We start from the raw sequence: 15,871 nt of genomic DNA on the forward strand, positions 1-15,871 counted from the left end.
TTTGATGCCCAGCCCGGTGTTGGTAGTGAACGACCTGTCGGTTGAACGTTCAGGTCGCCTCGCTGTGGACAAGGTCTCGTTCGAACTCCAGAGTGAGAGCGAGACCGCTGTGGTTGGCCCTAACGGTGCTGGTAAGAGCACTCTGGTAGCTGCATTGCTCGGGCTTCTGCCACGAAAGGAAGGAGACGTTCAGATACTCGGAGAACAGCTTTCAGCCAACGGCGAACTTCCCGGTGCGATCAGATCTCAGATTGGCTACGTGCCGCAGAGTCTGGCCTTGCAGGGTCGTTTCCCCTTAAGCGTGGCCGAATTCGTCGGCTTTGGGTTTGACCCGCCAGGGCCACGTTGGCCATGGCAGCAACATCGCAAACGCAAAAGTGCTATCGAGAAGGCCCTGGATCGCACCGGTTGCATCGATCTGCGCAACCGTCTTCTCAGTGAACTGTCTGGGGGGCAGCTCAAACGCGTGATGCTCTCGTTCTGCGTTGTGCGGCACCGTCAACTCCTGGTGCTCGATGAAGCGCAGGCAGGTCTTGATGTGCCATCGAACGAACGTTTTCAGCAGCTGCTGCTGGAGTTGCGGCGTCAGGAGGGATGGACCGTTCTGCATGTCTCCCACGACCTCGACATGGTGCGCCGCAGCAGCGACCAGGTTCTCGGACTGAACCGTCGCCTCTGCTGCAGTGGTTCACCGGACCACACCCTGACTCCTGAACGACTCGTTGATCTGTATGGACCCAACATGGTTCCGTACAGGCATCAGTGTCATGGTTGACACTCAAGCGCTGGCGCTTGTTCTGGCCGAACCCTTCATGCAGCGCGCGCTGATCGGCGGTCTGCTCACTGGAGCGCTTGGCGGTTTGCTGGGCAGTGTCGCCGTGCTCAGGGAACTGTCGTTTTTCAGCGATGCCCTGGGGCATTCCGCCCTGCTGGGCATCACGCTGGGAATCCTGATCGGCGTGAATCCCACGCTGGTTCTGATCCCCTTTGCGGTGGTGTTCGCCATCCTGGTGAATCAGCTGGTGGAGCGCAGCTCCCTCCCCACGGATGCCCTGCTGAACATTGTGTATTCATCGTCTCTTGCGGCTGCAATTTTATTTCTCAGTCTGGTGGAGAGCTATCGGGGCGGTATTCGCCAGCTGCTGTTTGGAGACATCCTCGGGGTCAGCAGTCTCGACCTGATCGTGATCGGCATTTTGCTGGCAGCGGCACTGATCTATCTGAGCCTGAGCATGCGTGCACAGGTGCTGCTCACCCTGAATCAGGATCTTGCCGGTGCGGTGGGTGTGCAGACCCGATGGCACAGACTGGCCTTCATCGTGCTGCTCGCTGTGGTTGTGGCGGTGTCGATCAAGGCGGTTGGCGTGCTCCTGATCAGCGCCTTTGTTGTGATTCCGTCCTGCGCAGGCCGTCTGCTCTGTCGACGTTTTCCGATCTACGTCTTCGTCTCCTCGATCCTGGGAGGCACCTGCGCATTGCTGGGGTTGTTGGCATCCGGACTCACCAACCTTCCCTCAGGTCCTTCGGTGGTGATGGTGCAGTTCCTGGGATTCCTGATCGCCCTGATTCTCAGTTCACGCGTCTTCAGGCGGCCATCAACGACAGCACTTGACCCACAACGTTGAGTGAGGCCGATAGGTTCTCGTGGCAACCAATCAGCTTCCATGAGCGTCGCGACATGTCCCAGCACCGGTGCTGTCACGGGCCTCAGGGAGACGCTCGACTTCTTCAGTGACCCTGGCTTCGCCAGCAAACGCTTTGCAGCCCATGGCGATGTCTTTGAGACCCGCCTGCTGGCTCAGCGCATCGTGTTCATCCAGGGTGAACGGGCCATTTCCGATCTGCTGAAGCAGGAAGCAGCCCTCGAGGGTTGGTGGCCAGACAGCGTGCGTCAACTGCTCGGCAGCCGGTCGCTGGCCAACCGCAGCGGCCCCGCTCACAAAGCCCGCCGCCGCGTGGTGGGGCAGCTGTTTTCCAGCGGCGCACTCTGCCGCTACACCCCATCGATCCAGGGTTTGATCGAGGAACTGATCCTTGAGCTGCAGCAGTCTGAGACTCCGCAGCCTCTGGCCACCAGGATGCGACGCTTCGCGTTCGCCGTGATCGCCACCACCGTGCTGGGGCTCGACGCCAGCGATCGCGATGCTCTGTTCACTGATTTCGAGATCTGGACCCAGGCCCTGTTCTCCATTCCACTGGCGATACCGGGGACTCCCTTTGCCCGAGCACTGGCTGCACGGAAGCGGTTACTCACCCGCCTGAAAACGGTGCTGCAACACAGCGACTCCAGCCAGGGAGGGCTGGATCTACTCAGTGGCGGGCTCGATGAAGTCGACATGCCACTGGATGACGACGACCTCGTGGAGCAGTTATTGCTGCTGTTGTTCGCTGGTTATGAGACAACGGCATCATCGCTGAGCTGTCTGTTCCGTGCTCTGCTGCTCAACCCAGACGTGGAGCAATGGCTTCTGCCAGAGCTGCTGTCATCACCCTGGCCTTTCGAGGCCTCGCATCGATCACCCCGCCTGGATGCCACGGTTCTGGAAGTGATGCGGCTCACGCCACCGGTGGGAGGTTTTTTTCGCCGCAATCTGCAGCCAATCCGGTTGGCCGATGTGGAGATTCCCCAGGATCGGGTGATTCAGGTGGTGCTGGGTTCCAGAACCGCAGAGGCAGCGTCTGACATCGCCGCATTCAGGCCGCAGCGCCATCTGGATGGGTCGTTCACTCAAACCCTGCTGCCCTTCGGAGGCGGTGAGCGGGTCTGCCTCGGCAAGGCCCTGGCCGAACTGGAGATCAGGCTGATGACCGTAGGGCTGATCCAGAAGCTGCAGCTGCGTCTCGTGCCCGATCAAGATCTCTCGTTGAAGCAGATTCCCAGCCCGACCCCGCGTGACGGGCTGGTGGTGAGCGTGACACCACGCCAATGAACAACTCTGCGCAAGCCGTCAGGACGCCTTGGAGGAATGATGCCGACGTCGCCTGGCTCGGCGAGGCTTGCCTGCGGCCTGGGAGCTCTGCCTGAGATAGATCTTCCGGCCGTTGGCGTCCAGGCGGTAAAGACCTCCGCGTGGCCCCTTGTGAACCAGATCCTGCTGATCGGAGGCAACCGCCTGAAGGGTTCGTTGCTTCAACGATTGAGCATTATCCGTGGCCAATTGTTGATCGGACTCTCCGAAAAACAACGACTTCAGAAACTCAAAGACTCCCTTAATCATGGAAGGGGGAAATGCTTCCCTACTTAAACGTCACCGTCAAGGCCCTGAAGATCACAGCTATTGATCGATGAAGATGAACGCGACCCAATCAAGCCGCTCAGGTTCACTGTTCATCAATGATTGGATCATTCTGCGTGAGTCTGTCCAGCAGATCAGGGTTGCCGACGATCACACGCCGGCAACCGTCTTGCCCCATATAGGTGAGCCGACCGGCTTCATCGACCCTGAGGGCGGTCAGTGGCGTAATCAGCTCCGGTTCCAGCAAGGGGCTGTGCAGCAGTAAGACTCCATCGTCTTCTGCCAACACTGCAAAAACACGTGCGCTTCATAAAAAAAGTTCCCAAGGTTTTCACCTCAGGAACTGGTGCTCTCATGAACTTCTCAACCGCAACAAGACTCCTACAGCAACCGGAATCTTCACAGGGGGAAAACCGCCTGGACAGGGTCGGTTGTCCAGACAGCAAGAGATACAACTCCTCCACGGCTTCCCACATCAACAATCAACTAAGCGACCCAGCGGTCGGCGTCCATGATCGTTTTGATCAGCAATCCAAGGCGTTTGAACTCAGCAAAATTGAGGTCTTTCACAGCTTGATCAAGACCACAATCAAGCCAATCACCATCTCGTTTCTCATAGATCGTGAAGTCCTGATCAAGCGACTCACGCCGAATGCAATAGGTGAGTCCATCGTCATGCAGAAACTCAGCCGAGTGAAGTTGCAAAGCCATGCATCGCGAGCCTCAGGGGCTGTCTTATTGGCACGGAGCGTAAAACTCAGCGCTTCAGTTCGAGAACCAGTCGCCTGATCTCAACCGACCCGGACAGAACGGGCACCGCGGTGACCTGCAGCCGTTGATCCCCAGCGATGGGACCGTATTCACAGCGCATTCGAGCCACTTTCCAGGATTGATTGACACGATCCTGCAGCTGCGTCTTCGTTGACATCAACGTCATCGACGGGTCGAGAGCATCACACTCCACCTCTGTGGAACTGGACGCATCCTGCGGCTGAATCGAGATCCTGAACGCCACAGAACTGCCTTGCTCATAGCTGAGATCAAGACTGTTCCAGAAACTCAGCTCTCCACCCGCGGGCACATCCACGGTCGCCACCTGGGCACCCATCGCGTCGGGATTGAACTCAAAACGCTTCAGAGCCTCTCCACCCGTGCAGGAAGCGAGCAGAACCGTTGCTGCCAGCGCGGCAGCATCCGACAACTCGAAAAACCCGTGGCCTCATCTCAGAACCAGGCACGCCGTCTTCACTCTCCAGGGATCCACCGGAATCAGGCAATGCGCCTTCATGCTCATTGCTTTTGTAGCGACCGACACCAAAACTGTGTTCATCGAGATCGGAGGCGCTGATGACAGCCGACACTCCACCCAACCAGATCGCAGAAGCCTTCTGACTTTCTGGCCCCCTGCTCCAACAGTTTCCACCCATCCGTGAGGCTGGTCCTTCGACAGGCAGACATCAGGTGCGCCACGTCGATCGACACTCCATTGCACCGCCGCAGGTGCCCCGGAGCCGCATCAGCCCCACCTCTGGACGTCATGGCCCCAGGGACGCCACAGCCAGTTGCTTCGCACTCCTTCTTTCACCGACGTTGATGGAGTGAAACCATGCGAGAACGAGCGAGATAGGCCGTCTTTTCCATCCGGAAGGGGCGGCCTTCCGCATTTGATGCATCACGGCTGACCGTTTAGGCCGCCACGATTGGTGGTCGACCAACACCACATGAAGCCATGCATGACCCCCGCGCTGCGCTGCTGCAGCACAACAGCGGACACTGGAAGGGGTGCTTCATTCGGCTGGGCAGCAGCGGCAATGAGGACGATCGTTTCCCGACATCGCTGAAGGTGCAGGAACGCGATGGCGTGATCGAAAACTGCCTCACCTATCTCTCCTCCGGAGAGCAGCGGTCGATGAATTTCGAAACCGTGCCATTCACGATGCAGGTGAATTCAAGTGGCGGCTGGTCACTCGGCCCGAGTGCCATCACTCCTCTGGCCTGGGTCGGTGAACTGAGCGTCGTCCATGGCGAAGAACGGCGGCGGGTTGTTGCACGCCATGGATTTCATGGTCTGGATCAGGTGGTCTACATCGTTGAAACCAGGCAAGACAGTGAACCAGTGGCACCGGCTCAGCCATTGGAGTGCACGACAAGGACCAGCGGCAACTGGGTTATCTGGCAACCCGAGCCGCATGTGGAGCTGTTGCTCGATGCCAGAGATCGGCAAATGGGAGATTCCACGGCCTGCGGCCTGCGCTGGATCACTCCCCAGGGGCAAACCCATCAGATCGTGCGGCGTTACGACGCCAACGGATACCTCGAGCCCCTCTCGGACGCAGACATCTGGGGATGACGATTTGAAGCTATCGGCTGCAGAAATCGTCCAGCGTGGATTGTTGACACTCTGACCAAACGAGAGCCATCAACGGTGAGCACCTGTTGGGATTAATTCAATCCAGTTCCCAGCATTCACTGCCATTCCTGGTCATCAGACACACAAGACCCGATTCCCTGCTGATCACCCGATAGGTGTGGCCATCTGCATCGCTTTTGGATCTTGCATGCCAAAGAGCGTGGTCCTTGGTGTCATGCAAGTCGGTCTGATGCCAGCCAGCGTCAGTGAGCTCTTCAATCTGAAACACAAGATCTCGAGGAATCTGACATCAAGATGTGCGGCTGAAACGAACATCTTGAGAAGCAACGGAAAAATGTCGGGATTGGTTCATCTCAAGTCGCAGTTGATCAATCAACCGGGCTGAAATGCCCTGACCGACAGACAATCTCGCCATACCGCCATCGGATGCGTTGCATTCCGTTACAAAAGCCCTTAATATTCTTTTACAGGCGCATGAGTCATGAGTTCTTCCACATCCACCCAAGACCAGTGGTACCAGGATGCAGCTGCGAGCCAGATCAAAGGTGAGCGACTAGTGCGCGCAGAACTGTTGAACGGCCGCGTTGCCATGCTCGGCTTCGTGATCGGAATTCTCACCGAAGCGCTGACTGGTCACGGCATCCTCAGCCAGATCACTTTCGGAGTGCTGGGCCTCAGCTGAGCCCTCGAAGCCTTCGCTCAACCAACCCATGGCACCTCTCTAGCAGTCGCTATCGAGGTTCTTTTTTAATGAGAAGCGTCAGATCTGAGCCGTTTGAAAGATCCGTGAGCGTCCCTAAATTTCAAGAGAACGGCTACGGAAACGATGGCGCTTGTTTACAGCGAGTGGGCCGCTCCACTGCTCGACACCATCAACGCCGACATCGCCAACGCATCAACACTGGCGTCGAGTCTGCTCACACCCATCGTCTACGGAGCTGATCTGTTCGACGACGACGCCAAGTTTCTGACCGGCAACTTCGGCTTCGACGGATACATGGGCGTCCCACGCCTGATGGGTGCCAATGCAAAACAGGCGGCTGCGGAATTCAATGTGGCCTGGCAGACCCTCGATCCGGCTCTAAACCCATCCCTCAGGGCACTCACATCCGCTGCGAGCCTGGTGGGCGCGAGCGGCACCTATGCCACCAGACTGCTGCTCGCTGACACCATGCCACTGGTGTTCAGCTTTCCCGTGCTGCCCTCGTCACTGGATGCCGACGGCAGTGACTTTGAGGTAACCCTCAGTAACGGCACCACGGTGACCCCCCAGATCGCGGGCCTGTTGCCGAACCTCGAGCACAACGAACGCCAGACTGTCGTGATCGACGGTGATTTCGGCAATCGCATCACACCTGGCAGTCCCGGTGCCAGGTACCCGATATCGGTGGCGATCGTCAACGACGGCACACCGCTGCAGATGATTGGCAGATCAGGGCCGGTGAACGCCGTTGGCCTGTCGATCGACAGCAGCAACTCCTACGTGGCAGGCAACGGTCCTCGACTGGTGTCCGCGAAGCTGAATCAGTACAGCGATCTGGGAGAGGGCGGACCCGTCGGGGTCGGTGCTGCATCACAACACAACAGTGGCTCCGACCTCTACGGCGATCAGGCGCAGTATCGATTGCGGCTGTACACCAGCGCCGGTTTTTCACCGGACGGCATCGCGAGCCTGATGCCGGATGACTTCAGCCGGTTTTTCCAGCTAGAGGCAACCACGCAAAGCGGTGAGAGCATCACGATCACTGAAACGGGAGTGTCCTATGCCATCGGGAATCAGGGCACGCTCACCGTGGTCGGCCTCGCTGATCTGGCACCGGCAGGCACTCCTGTGAATGCGGCTTATGTGGAGGACCATGACAACTACTACGACGTCATCCTTGAAGGTGATCTGAATGCCATCAAGGCACTCAGTGCCGTTCGCATGCCATCCGGAAATGGCTATAGCGCTGTGTACAACCCAGGTGGGCCAGGCAACAGTCCCGATGCTCCCGGCGCTGCTCCGGGACCCTTCACCGTGCCCTGCCAGGACCACAGCATTCCGATCAGCTTCGATCTGGACGGTGCCAGGCAGGTCACCTTTGTGGAAACCGACGGTGCCGTTCTGCGCAATCCCTGGAACCTCCGGCCTGTGGGAGATCTGCTTGGTACTGCTGTCAAAGACACGATGACAGGACAGACAATCCTGGCTTACCTCGATCCTCAGGATCGTCGCTTCTTCAGCAGTTTCGAGGCGTCCTCCTCAACAGCAACGGATCTGCCAGGCCAAAGAACTCAGCCGTCTGCCATTGATCTAATCGATATCAGGGAGGTTGATGCGCCAAGTGGTGTCACCGTTTCAGGATCCTTCAGCCGATCGGCTGCAGACGACTCCGTTCTTCAGTGGTATTCCGTCTTCGACGACGAGGGCACGGTGGTGGACCCTCTGAGTGGCTCAATCCTCAAACCCAGCGAGCCTGGATATGCCGAAGCAGCAGCCCGTCGCGCCGACCTCATCAGCGACAACAACTTGGAGTTGATCAACTCCAAGATCGCTCCCTTCAGCATCACCCTGGAGAGCGGCGCGATCTACGCACCATTGGTCATCAATCAAACGCGCAGTGAGCGCTATTTCGCCTTTGCCGCGGCCAACTCCGACAAGCTCGGGCATTTCACCGGATTCGGCGCCAATGGATGGGGCATGGAGGATGGCTACGGAGGTGGCGATCGCGACTATGACGATCTGATTGTGCGTTTCAGCCTGGGAGTCTGAACGACACTCTCATCTTCCAGTCACTCGTCCTTGGTCTGGCCTGACGCAGCGATCCTGGCGTCCGCCCAGCGCGCGAAGAAATAAACCCCCACAAACAAGGGCGTGTAGGCCAGCCACATCCGTTCAGGAGCCAGACCGCTGTTGTTGATCACAGTCAGTCCGCCATATCCCACCAGGAAATAGATCACGGCCCGTCGAAGGGCACCCACCTGCTTGGGATTCATGTCGCGGCCAACGCTGGCCTCATCTTAAGTAGCCGAACCACGCCGCAGAACTCACAGACTGTCGCGATTGTCACGACCAAAGCCGGTCTGGACGTCAAGCATGCATCCAACTGCTGGCAGCCCATGACCAAAGAACAAGCGATTGCACTGATTGGAGCCGCGGTGGATTACAGCCGGCAGCGCTGCAGAGTTCTGCACAGCACCGACCGTCGCGTCGACGCCGATGCAGTTCGCAGTGAATTCGAGGAATGGCTGAACCCCTCCGGAGATTGCCTGCCGTTGATGCCCTGCCCGCTTCCGGAGGAGAGTTAAACGCGCCGTGTAGCGGCGCGAACGACCTCACTGTTGACCAGCCTGCTATAAAAATCGTGTTGAGGCTCTCAACATCGTTCACCTCGTCCCTGGCGAGGCGCAGTACGACTCAGGCCATGGAACGGGGACCTGAGCTTGCTTCGAGGAACCAACATGACACTGACCTACCGCGGCCAGAAGTACGCGCAGAACACCGCTGTCGCCAAAAGCAGCGAGCGTCCTGAACTCGTGTACCGGGGCCAGAAAGTGGCCAGATGAGTTCCGCCGAACTCCGGCACAACGCCCTGCTCTGTCAGGGCTTTTTTCATGCCTCTGCACCATCCTCTGAAACTCACCTGCAGGCTTCTTCTCTTGATCCTTGGCTTCGCCATCACTGAAGTAGCCACCAGGGTTCATGCCGACAGCACGATCGCCCATTGCCAACTGAGCCATCACATCCCTTCTATTCCGATCCAATCCGGTCCGTGTCGGTTCAGCCAGCGCCAGGGCAACGTGACCATCATGTTCCGCGAACAGACATTCAACTTCCTGTACAGCGAAGCGGGACAGAGTTATCAGCGCAGCAACAGCACAACAGGCATCCGCTTCGACATGTCTGGAGGCGCCACGATCGAAGTGCTATGGCGATGAGGCCAGGGCAATAGATGGCTTGGCAGCGTTGCCTTCAGGCCATCAGCAACTGATAGGCGTCATTAACCCGGCGAAAAGCATCTGCCGATCCACCCAGATCGGGATGATGCACCTTGACCAACGTCCGGAATGCCTGCTTGATGGCCTCCTGGGAGGCATCCGTCTTCAACCCGAGAACCGACAGCGCTTCGGAACGCGCATCACTCGATCCAGTACGCCCCTGCTCGCTTGGCTCTCGATCCGTCGCTCGTTGATCACTGCGTGTTCGCCGACCGCTGCTGCCTGCCTGGCGATGATCTTGGCCCTGCCGATGACGGTGACGGAGTTCCGCCACCACCCTGCGTGGATCCTCATCAAGCCATTCACTGGCCCGCACCCCATAGAGGGCAAACGCCGCTAGCACCGCCGCGGTTTTCTTCGTGGACTTTCCCCCCACGGCAGCCAACAGATCAGTGCCAAGACCACTCACCACCCGGTCAAGCCTCTGGCTCAAGCTGAGCTGAGAGTGAAAGCTGCTGCGATTGAGCTGGTCGATCAGCTGCTCAAGGCCATGCTGGCGCAACGCACTCCAACCCGGCTGCATCGCCAGAGAATCTCCCCAGCGCTGCACCTGCGCAGAGTTCACCAGAGTCGATGGTTGTTGCCGGTTCCAATCACGGTCCGCATCACGCTGAGGTCGCTGCCACTGCTTCCGCTGCAAACGATCAAGCTGCTGATGCAATCGCTGCACCTCCCTGCGCAAAGCATCGTTTTCCCGCAGCAAAGCTTCCACATTGCTGGTGACACGTTCAGCGTGGTTCTGCCGGTTGCGATCGTCACGGGTTGACGATGACGACGACCACTGGCGCGGATCAAAGCCCATGAAAACCGCGCGACGGCGACCGCTTCAGCGAATGCAAAGAGACTACGAGCCGAGACGATGGGAGAGACCCCCATCCGTTGATGCTGACGGCAGGATGGTGCTCAACTGCGATTCGGCCCTTGGCGACTTCTCTGGTGACCGGTGCCAACAGGGGAATCGGTCTTGCTTATTGCCAACAGCTCCACAGGCGTGGAGACAAGGTGATCGCGGTCTGCCGTCAGTCCAGCGACGAACTGGACGCCCTTGGCGTACGGGTTGAATCAGGGATTGAACTCACCAGCCCAGATTCGATCGCTGCGTTGGTCAACGGACTGGCCGGCCAACAGCTGGACACCGTGATTCTCAATGCAGGGATCCTGCAGTCGATGGGGCTGAGCGACCTGGACCCTGATGGCATCCGCCAGCAGTTCGAGGTCAATGCATTGGCTCCTCTTTTGCTTGCCAGGGCGTTGATTCCGTTGATGCCTGAAGGATCAAAACTGGTGCTGATGACCAGCCGCATGGGCTCGATCGAAGACAACAGCTCAGGGGGCTCTTACGGCTACAGGATGTCGAAAGTGGCGCTGAATATTGCTGGCAAATCGCTCGCAGTAGACCTGCAGAGCCAAGGCATTGCCGTGGCGATACTGCATCCTGGCCTGGTCAAGACTCGGATGATCAGATTCAACCCCAATGGCATCAGCCCGGAGGACTCTGTTAACGGACTGATTGCACGAATTGATGAACTGACTCTTGAGAACAGTGGCAGCTTTTGGCACGCCAACGGCACAGTGCTGCCTTGGTAAAGAATGGCAGTTGCCATTAAAAAACCCCTGCAATTAGCAGGGGCTTATTCAAACCGGCAATCGTGGTTGCTGGATGAATTCTATCAAAAATAATTGCTGAGAGCGTCCAGCGATGACCAGAGGTACTTCACAACAATGTTGGCACCTACTCCGAGGGTCGCGATGAACGCACCGAAGAGAATCAGCTGGACGTATCCAACACGATCTTCCGGTGCCCAAACATCAGGCTCCTGAATGGATTTCAACCGAGGCCAACCTGGGAAAGAATTCCCTGACCAGTCAGAAGCTCGGTTCCGAGACCGATCACGAAGCCCATCATTGCTAGACGGCCGTTCCACTGCTCAGCGAAGGCGGAGAAACCAAATTTTGCGTTGTCCATGGGGAAGAATCGCGTGTCCACCCTTTGTAACAGATTGTGTCGCCCCTGTGTGGCTCAGCGTGCAATTGATTAGTCGGCCAGACGCTTGAACGGTGACAGGCTGCTCAACGATGGACCCGCAAACGCCCTCCAAGTCAACGCCTGTCAGGCCTGCGCTTCAGGACATTCTGATGCGAGGCCTACGCATTGCCGCAAGCACCGTTGCGATCGTGGAACTGCTGCGCAGCCACTGGACCGGGGGAGTCCTCGCATCCATGGCCTGGATTCTGTTCACGCAGGTCGAGAGATCACGCGGCTCTGTCGATGAACACACTCGCAACGAATCCAGCTGAGCAGGTCATGACAGAGACGATCCCGATCGAACAGGTCGCCGCCTTCGCTGAAGGTCCGTTTCAGGGCAACCCTGCCGCTGTCTGCCCTCTGCAGACCTGGCTACCGGAACAGATGATGCAGGCGATCGCCTCTGAGAACAATCTTTCCGAGACCGCCTTTTATGTGGGCAGCGAAGGTCACTATGAGCTTCGCTGGTTCACTCCAAGCTGCGAGGTGGATCTCTGTGGCCACGCCACTTTGGCGGCTGGCCATGTCGTGTTCCAGCGTGAACCCGACCTCGAGATTGTGCAGTTCAGCTCCAACAGCGGACCACTGACGGTTCGCCGCAATGGACAGCAGCTCACTCTCGACTTCCCACTGCAGCCGGGGGAACCTTGCGCCACCCCGACCGGACTCAATCAAATCCTTGGCACCAACGTCGTTGCCTGTCTGCAGGCCATGGATCTGATGGTGGTGGTCGCAGATGAGCGTGAGGTCGAGGCGATCAAGCCTGATTCGGAAGCTGTCGCCGCTCTTCCCGGACGGGGTCTGATCGTCACAGCACCAGGGTCAGACTCGGGCGTTGATTTCGTCAGCCGGTTCTTCGCTCCGTCATGCGGCATCGCAGAAGATCCCGCGACCGGTTCAGCACATTGCACCCTGGCGCCTTACTGGGCTGATCGACTCGATCGCGCAAGCCTGGTTGCCCGTCAGCTTTCAGCTCGAGGGGGATTGCTTCACTGCGCATTGGCGAATGAAAGAGTGTTGATCAGCGGCCGTGTGATCCCTTATCTCAGTGGCGTGATTCACATCGATGGATAACGCGTTGATCCACGCAACAACGACGAACCTTCATCGACATCGTTCAAGGGATGTCGACTGGCAGCGCCAATCAACGCCGCGCAACCCAAGACCAGACGAACCAGGCAATCACGCCGAGCAACACCCAGGGCAGCAGTGCACGCAACACAATCACGGCGACGAACACAACCAGCAGACTCACAGCACCACGCTTTACCAGCGCCTTGCTGTCGTCGGTCATGTACCGCCAGCGGGGAATCAGCGGCACGGCATTAACGCAAGAGCAGCGTTGAATTTAGAAGATGCCGCGCAGATCACTCCTCCCAGGCTTTGTTCGTTCACGGACCTGCCTGCTCGTTGTTGAACTGATTGAGCCCACAGAGCTCTGCTGCGTGGTTGTAATGAGGGTCAAAACGATCCCAACGGAAACTGCGCGGGTCATATCGACTGCGACTTCGATCCACGGCCGCGTGCGTGGTCAGGCGCGTGATGGGGATCCCGAATGTCGCTTGCCAAAGCAACACCTGCTCTGCGAGCGATTTGTATTGCGCGTTCGTGTAACCAGAATGGCCATGTGAGTCGCCGCGACCATCCGACGGCGTCACCAAGCTGAGATGCAAAGCGATGTTGTTGATCGATCCCACACTGCCGGGCCGATCCCTCATCGTGATGTCACCGAAGGCCGACATGCCGCTGCCGTAGGCACGCTTCTGATCAGGAACAATCCGCACACGGCGCCCATCCCGGCCAATCAGCATGTGATAACTCACCTGTTGATCATCGTCCGGATGGTTGGTCTGAAACAGGCCAAGGGCCTGAGGCTCGCTGATCACTGTTTCGTGCAGCACGATCACCATCGGCTTCACCTGCAACACGCGTCCCCACGAATCCCTGACCTTGCGTTCTCCGAAATTGGTTGGGTGAGCCAACTGAACATCTTCCGCAGCAAGGCCAAGACGCTTTTCACAGGCCTGAATCACCTCCAGCGACGCAGCAGCGACACGGCTTTCTCCCAGGCGCATCAGAGGAGGCCGATCCAGAGATGGCGGAACTCCAACAGCCGTGTCAGACACACCTTTGCCACCGGAATCGCCGTCCAAAAGCGAACAGCTGCAAAGGCCAATCACCAGTGAAATCGCGAACTGATGCGGCAGTGATCTCATCACAGCATTGGGCACGTTCAATACGTGATCAACAATCTCATGCTTGATCGAATGCTCAGCAACTGCGACATCAATCATCTTGCTGAGCAAGCAAATCAGGTCATCTGCCTGCTGATCGAGCAATTCATCAATTAATTCATGACTCAACTCATCAACTAATCGATCAGAAGATCAACGAGATTTCTGGAACCGCTTCATTGCAACGAACCACAGACACAACGATGGCAATCTGGTCTTCAATCAAAGATCTTCAACGACAGGACTTCGAGGTCAGCGCTTCATTGCCGCAGAAATGAAACTGACTGATCCTTTGCGGCCTCACGATCACTGCACCGATTGCATCAGGCACTGAGCGAAGGTAAGTGGTGAATGATCGCGAACGCATCACGCCTCGACCGGGGGCTGCATGGATGGCATCTAGCCGAGAGCCATCTCGAACCAGAACCCCGGTGTGGCTCACATCAAGACCTTCGACCCGCGTTGCCACAGCAAAAATATCGCCGGACTGAAGACTGGTAAGCGCATCATCGAGCGCCGCAAGCGGCAGGTAATGCTGATCAATCCGCCTTCCCTGCTCCAGCTCAGCGATGCAATCAAACAGAGCAGGCGATTGCAGGGCGGGGTATCGATCGCGATGGCTCGACATGAAATTGAGCGACAGATGGCGCCTGGCCTGCCCGGGCCAAGCGGGAGACGCCGCAAGCACTCCCTGAAGCTGCGCCGAGCCAACCCAGTCGTGGAAATAATGCTGACGTGTGCAATAACTGATTTCGCCGTTTCGGTAGCGAAGGCGCCGAGTCAGTTCAGCGAAACCATCAAACGAATCAGCCGACACGATGGCGAGCAGCTGTTCGACAAACAGCATGCAATCGAACTGGGTCAGGTCAAGACGCAACTGTTCTCGACCGGATTGATCGAGAGACATGGCCAGATAGGGGCTGCCAAGAAACAACTCAGCGAGACGGGCAATCGCCTCATTCACAGGCAATCCTCGTATCAGGGATCGAGCCCGTTCAAATTTTGACCTGGTGCCTTCAACAACAACGCTCTCTTCAATGAATTGGAACAAGCTGGACGTGGCTCCACCAGCAGGCAGTTGCTGAAGATCGCCTGACGGAATGATCCCCGAATCCTGCTGACCAACAGAAAGAGAAAGCGTTGTCAGCCCGGCGAAGAGCAGCGCAGTGAAGTCCATATCGGCATGCTTGAAGAATTCACGCTCTCACTTTTCGGATGCTCATTCACTCGGCTGCAACATCGCATCAAGCCTGCGCCGCATGACGCCGCCGACCGAGAGGCTCAATCCAGTGTTCAACCACATCCCGATGCTGAAGCCACTGAGGCGGAACTCGGCAACCGAGGTTGACCACGCCATCGTCCATCAAGCGTCCAAGGCGCACTGCAGCGGCCTCCTCGGCTCGCGAAAAAACATGTTGATGAGAAGCCAGCCAATCCACTTCATCTTCTGTAATCACCCCTGTGGAAAGGCTTTCAAGGAATAGCTCGCCGAGGGTCATCGGAGATTTGTAACGAAGTTGTTACATCATGACGCTCGCAGCAGGCCACCGCGAGTGCCATCGCAGATCTACCGGACAAGGGCTCTCGCGAACGGTCGTGACATTTTTTTAAGCTCCCGCCAACAACCGGCTTTCTCATGCAGGTCAATCTTTCTCAGCAGTTCGAAGCCGAGTCGCTCAAGCGGATGATTGATGCCACCACTGATGTGCACGAGCTTCAATCTCTGGCTCGGGAACTCACTGACCTCTATTTCCGCCAAAGGGCTGCAACAGCCTGGGTGGTCTCGGAGCAGTGACCACGAATCGTTTGTATCACAGGCGCAGCAGCATTGCCATCGATTGATCGACGTGGGACGAACGTTCCAGCCGTTGCCTCTCCAGCTGAAAAACCATCACAGCGTGAGCAGAGAAGCGAAGCGCCGACAAAACAGCCAGGCCCATACAGAGTGGACAGTGAAGTAATCCCATTTCTCAAGCCTGGGATTGAGATCGCCCTTTCACACGATTGCTTGCCATTTCTTGACCTG

Annotated in this window: 26 protein-coding genes; 13 read left to right on the top strand and 13 right to left on the bottom strand. The window is 57.6% G+C overall.

The features are described from left to right. The first annotated feature begins 4 nt into the window (after positions 1-4). From DXY37_RS11405 to DXY37_RS11415, 3 genes are read left to right on the top strand one after another with little or no spacing between them, the layout of a single operon-like run. Positions 5-775 carry a metal ABC transporter ATP-binding protein gene (locus tag DXY37_RS11405; protein WP_115126780.1) on the top strand — a complete coding sequence of 257 codons (771 nt, stop codon included), beginning with the start codon at positions 5-7 and terminating at the stop codon, positions 773-775. Continuing rightward, positions 768-1,625, top strand: a complete 858-nt coding sequence (locus DXY37_RS11410) for a metal ABC transporter permease (RefSeq protein WP_170951880.1) — start codon at positions 768-770, stop codon at positions 1,623-1,625. The genes DXY37_RS11405 and DXY37_RS11410 overlap by 8 nt, the downstream gene beginning before the upstream one ends. A 39-nt stretch (positions 1,626-1,664) precedes the next feature. Next, positions 1,665-2,930, top strand: a complete 1,266-nt coding sequence (locus DXY37_RS11415) for a cytochrome P450 (protein ID WP_115126781.1) — start codon at positions 1,665-1,667, stop codon at positions 2,928-2,930. 18 nt (positions 2,931-2,948) lie between these two features. Here DXY37_RS11415 and DXY37_RS11420 read toward each other — a convergent pair whose 3' ends face one another. From DXY37_RS11420 to DXY37_RS11435, 4 genes are all read right to left on the bottom strand, one after another. Then, positions 2,949-3,218 carry a hypothetical protein gene (locus tag DXY37_RS11420; protein WP_244277112.1) on the bottom strand — a complete coding sequence of 90 codons (270 nt, stop codon included), beginning with the start codon at positions 3,216-3,218 and terminating at the stop codon, positions 2,949-2,951. Positions 3,219-3,321: 103 nt separating this feature from the next. After that, on the bottom strand, positions 3,322-3,522 hold the full coding sequence (locus DXY37_RS11425; RefSeq protein WP_136975610.1) for a hypothetical protein: 201 nt from the start codon (positions 3,520-3,522) through the stop codon (positions 3,322-3,324). A 200-nt stretch (positions 3,523-3,722) separates the two neighbouring features. Beyond that, positions 3,723-3,947: a hypothetical protein gene (locus DXY37_RS11430; RefSeq protein ID WP_115126783.1), complete on the bottom strand. Its 225-nt coding sequence runs from the start codon at positions 3,945-3,947 to the stop codon at positions 3,723-3,725. A 46-nt stretch (positions 3,948-3,993) separates the two neighbouring features. Then, on the bottom strand, positions 3,994-4,437 hold the full coding sequence (locus tag DXY37_RS11435) for a hypothetical protein (protein ID WP_115126784.1): 444 nt from the start codon (positions 4,435-4,437) through the stop codon (positions 3,994-3,996). 528 nt (positions 4,438-4,965) lie between these two features. Here DXY37_RS11435 and DXY37_RS11445 point away from each other — a divergent pair. After that, entirely contained in the window at positions 4,966-5,586 is a 621-nt protein-coding gene (locus DXY37_RS11445; RefSeq protein WP_115126785.1) for a DUF3598 family protein, read from the top strand. A gap of 97 nt (positions 5,587-5,683) precedes the next feature. Here the strand turns inward: DXY37_RS11445 and DXY37_RS11450 are convergent, their stop codons facing one another. After that, positions 5,684-5,875, bottom strand: a complete 192-nt coding sequence (locus DXY37_RS11450; protein WP_066908047.1) for a hypothetical protein — start codon at positions 5,873-5,875, stop codon at positions 5,684-5,686. 213 nt (positions 5,876-6,088) lie between these two features. Here DXY37_RS11450 and DXY37_RS11455 point away from each other — a divergent pair, with 213 nt between their 5' ends. Continuing rightward, positions 6,089-6,289, top strand: coding sequence for a chlorophyll a/b-binding protein (locus DXY37_RS11455; protein WP_115126786.1), 201 nt, complete (start codon positions 6,089-6,091; stop codon positions 6,287-6,289). Positions 6,290-6,433: 144 nt separating this feature from the next. Continuing rightward, positions 6,434-8,359, top strand: coding sequence for a DUF4114 domain-containing protein (locus tag DXY37_RS11460; RefSeq protein WP_115126787.1), 1,926 nt, complete (start codon positions 6,434-6,436; stop codon positions 8,357-8,359). Positions 8,360-8,379: 20 nt separating this feature from the next. Here the strand turns inward: DXY37_RS11460 and DXY37_RS11465 are convergent, their stop codons facing one another. Further along, on the bottom strand, positions 8,380-8,583 hold the full coding sequence (locus DXY37_RS11465; RefSeq protein ID WP_115126788.1) for a hypothetical protein: 204 nt from the start codon (positions 8,581-8,583) through the stop codon (positions 8,380-8,382). Between the two features lie 123 nt (positions 8,584-8,706). Between DXY37_RS11465 and DXY37_RS11470 the strand changes: the two genes are divergently transcribed. From DXY37_RS11470 to DXY37_RS11480, 3 genes are all read left to right on the top strand, one after another. Next, positions 8,707-8,895 carry a hypothetical protein gene (locus DXY37_RS11470; protein ID WP_067093064.1) on the top strand — a complete coding sequence of 63 codons (189 nt, stop codon included), beginning with the start codon at positions 8,707-8,709 and terminating at the stop codon, positions 8,893-8,895. Positions 8,896-9,048: 153 nt separating this feature from the next. Next, positions 9,049-9,153 (top strand): DUF4278 domain-containing protein, encoded by a 105-nt coding sequence (locus tag DXY37_RS11475; protein WP_136975611.1) that lies wholly within the window; start codon positions 9,049-9,051, stop codon positions 9,151-9,153. A 48-nt stretch (positions 9,154-9,201) separates the two neighbouring features. After that, positions 9,202-9,525: a hypothetical protein gene (locus DXY37_RS11480; RefSeq protein WP_115126790.1), complete on the top strand. Its 324-nt coding sequence runs from the start codon at positions 9,202-9,204 to the stop codon at positions 9,523-9,525. 34 nt (positions 9,526-9,559) lie between these two features. On the opposite strand, the gene DXY37_RS11485 is transcribed toward DXY37_RS11480, so the two are convergent. Beyond that, positions 9,560-10,387, bottom strand: a complete 828-nt coding sequence (locus tag DXY37_RS11485; RefSeq protein ID WP_115126791.1) for a J domain-containing protein — start codon at positions 10,385-10,387, stop codon at positions 9,560-9,562. 119 nt (positions 10,388-10,506) lie between these two features. On the opposite strand from DXY37_RS11485, the gene DXY37_RS11490 reads away from it, so the two are divergent. Further along, the gene (locus DXY37_RS11490) at positions 10,507-11,172 is read left to right on the top strand and encodes an SDR family oxidoreductase (protein ID WP_115126792.1); all 666 of its coding nucleotides are present in this window, start codon (positions 10,507-10,509) and stop codon (positions 11,170-11,172) included. An 83-nt stretch (positions 11,173-11,255) separates the two neighbouring features. Here DXY37_RS11490 and DXY37_RS13475 read toward each other — a convergent pair whose 3' ends face one another. Further along, positions 11,256-11,417 carry a hypothetical protein gene (locus DXY37_RS13475; RefSeq protein WP_170951881.1) on the bottom strand — a complete coding sequence of 54 codons (162 nt, stop codon included), beginning with the start codon at positions 11,415-11,417 and terminating at the stop codon, positions 11,256-11,258. Beyond that, positions 11,414-11,551, bottom strand: coding sequence for a high light inducible protein (locus tag DXY37_RS11495; protein ID WP_066908436.1), 138 nt, complete (start codon positions 11,549-11,551; stop codon positions 11,414-11,416). Before DXY37_RS11495 ends, DXY37_RS13475 begins: the two co-directional genes overlap by 4 nt. Positions 11,552-11,661: 110 nt before the next feature. On the opposite strand from DXY37_RS11495, the gene DXY37_RS11500 reads away from it, so the two are divergent. Further along, positions 11,662-11,883: a hypothetical protein gene (locus DXY37_RS11500; protein WP_115126793.1), complete on the top strand. Its 222-nt coding sequence runs from the start codon at positions 11,662-11,664 to the stop codon at positions 11,881-11,883. A 7-nt stretch (positions 11,884-11,890) separates the two neighbouring features. Then, positions 11,891-12,685, top strand: coding sequence for a PhzF family phenazine biosynthesis protein (locus DXY37_RS11505; protein WP_115126794.1), 795 nt, complete (start codon positions 11,891-11,893; stop codon positions 12,683-12,685). Positions 12,686-12,755: 70 nt separating this feature from the next. Here the strand turns inward: DXY37_RS11505 and DXY37_RS13480 are convergent, their stop codons facing one another. From DXY37_RS13480 to DXY37_RS11520, 4 genes are all read right to left on the bottom strand, one after another. Beyond that, on the bottom strand, positions 12,756-12,932 hold the full coding sequence (locus tag DXY37_RS13480; RefSeq protein ID WP_170951882.1) for a hypothetical protein: 177 nt from the start codon (positions 12,930-12,932) through the stop codon (positions 12,756-12,758). A gap of 70 nt (positions 12,933-13,002) precedes the next feature. Next, positions 13,003-13,827, bottom strand: coding sequence for a peptidoglycan recognition family protein (locus tag DXY37_RS11510; RefSeq protein ID WP_115126864.1), 825 nt, complete (start codon positions 13,825-13,827; stop codon positions 13,003-13,005). A gap of 250 nt (positions 13,828-14,077) precedes the next feature. Further along, entirely contained in the window at positions 14,078-15,022 is a 945-nt protein-coding gene (locus DXY37_RS11515; protein WP_115126795.1) for an N-acetylmuramoyl-L-alanine amidase-like domain-containing protein, read from the bottom strand. 67 nt (positions 15,023-15,089) lie between these two features. Then, a complete protein-coding gene (locus DXY37_RS11520) occupies positions 15,090-15,344 on the bottom strand; it encodes a hypothetical protein (protein ID WP_067093057.1) in 255 nt (84 codons plus the stop codon). A 137-nt stretch (positions 15,345-15,481) separates the two neighbouring features. Between DXY37_RS11520 and DXY37_RS13485 the strand changes: the two genes are divergently transcribed. Beyond that, entirely contained in the window at positions 15,482-15,640 is a 159-nt protein-coding gene (locus DXY37_RS13485) for a hypothetical protein (protein WP_170951883.1), read from the top strand. The last annotated feature ends 231 nt before the right edge of the window (positions 15,641-15,871 follow it).

It is taken from the genome of Synechococcus sp. GEYO, from assembly GCF_900473955.1.
GTDB lineage: Bacteria > Cyanobacteriota > Cyanobacteriia > PCC-6307 > Cyanobiaceae > Synechococcus_C.

What these genes read in the sequence shown, in the direction of transcription:
- DXY37_RS11405 (WP_115126780.1), top strand. Translation starts at nt 5, where the DNA reads ATGCCCAGCCCGGTGTTGGTAGTGAACGACCTGTCGGTTGAACGTTCA.
- DXY37_RS11410 (WP_170951880.1), top strand. Translation starts at nt 768, where the DNA reads ATGGTTGACACTCAAGCGCTGGCGCTTGTTCTGGCCGAACCCTTCATG.
- DXY37_RS11415 (WP_115126781.1), top strand. Translation starts at nt 1,665, where the DNA reads ATGAGCGTCGCGACATGTCCCAGCACCGGTGCTGTCACGGGCCTCAGG.
- DXY37_RS11420 (WP_244277112.1), bottom strand. Translation starts at nt 3,218, where the DNA reads ATGATTAAGGGAGTCTTTGAGTTTCTGAAGTCGTTGTTTTTCGGAGAG.
- DXY37_RS11430 (WP_115126783.1), bottom strand. Translation starts at nt 3,947, where the DNA reads ATGGCTTTGCAACTTCACTCGGCTGAGTTTCTGCATGACGATGGACTC.
- DXY37_RS11445 (WP_115126785.1), top strand. Translation starts at nt 4,966, where the DNA reads ATGCATGACCCCCGCGCTGCGCTGCTGCAGCACAACAGCGGACACTGG.
- DXY37_RS11455 (WP_115126786.1), top strand. Translation starts at nt 6,089, where the DNA reads ATGAGTTCTTCCACATCCACCCAAGACCAGTGGTACCAGGATGCAGCT.
- DXY37_RS11460 (WP_115126787.1), top strand. Translation starts at nt 6,434, where the DNA reads ATGGCGCTTGTTTACAGCGAGTGGGCCGCTCCACTGCTCGACACCATC.
- DXY37_RS11465 (WP_115126788.1), bottom strand. Translation starts at nt 8,583, where the DNA reads ATGAATCCCAAGCAGGTGGGTGCCCTTCGACGGGCCGTGATCTATTTC.
- DXY37_RS11470 (WP_067093064.1), top strand. Translation starts at nt 8,707, where the DNA reads ATGACCAAAGAACAAGCGATTGCACTGATTGGAGCCGCGGTGGATTAC.
- DXY37_RS11475 (WP_136975611.1), top strand. Translation starts at nt 9,049, where the DNA reads ATGACACTGACCTACCGCGGCCAGAAGTACGCGCAGAACACCGCTGTC.
- DXY37_RS11480 (WP_115126790.1), top strand. Translation starts at nt 9,202, where the DNA reads ATGCCTCTGCACCATCCTCTGAAACTCACCTGCAGGCTTCTTCTCTTG.
- DXY37_RS11485 (WP_115126791.1), bottom strand. Translation starts at nt 10,387, where the DNA reads ATGGGCTTTGATCCGCGCCAGTGGTCGTCGTCATCGTCAACCCGTGAC.
- DXY37_RS11495 (WP_066908436.1), bottom strand. Translation starts at nt 11,551, where the DNA reads ATGGACAACGCAAAATTTGGTTTCTCCGCCTTCGCTGAGCAGTGGAAC.
- DXY37_RS11500 (WP_115126793.1), top strand. Translation starts at nt 11,662, where the DNA reads ATGGACCCGCAAACGCCCTCCAAGTCAACGCCTGTCAGGCCTGCGCTT.
- DXY37_RS11505 (WP_115126794.1), top strand. Translation starts at nt 11,891, where the DNA reads ATGACAGAGACGATCCCGATCGAACAGGTCGCCGCCTTCGCTGAAGGT.
- DXY37_RS11510 (WP_115126864.1), bottom strand. Translation starts at nt 13,827, where the DNA reads ATGAGATCACTGCCGCATCAGTTCGCGATTTCACTGGTGATTGGCCTT.
- DXY37_RS11515 (WP_115126795.1), bottom strand. Translation starts at nt 15,022, where the DNA reads ATGGACTTCACTGCGCTGCTCTTCGCCGGGCTGACAACGCTTTCTCTT.
- DXY37_RS11520 (WP_067093057.1), bottom strand. Translation starts at nt 15,344, where the DNA reads ATGACCCTCGGCGAGCTATTCCTTGAAAGCCTTTCCACAGGGGTGATT.
- DXY37_RS13485 (WP_170951883.1), top strand. Translation starts at nt 15,482, where the DNA reads ATGCAGGTCAATCTTTCTCAGCAGTTCGAAGCCGAGTCGCTCAAGCGG.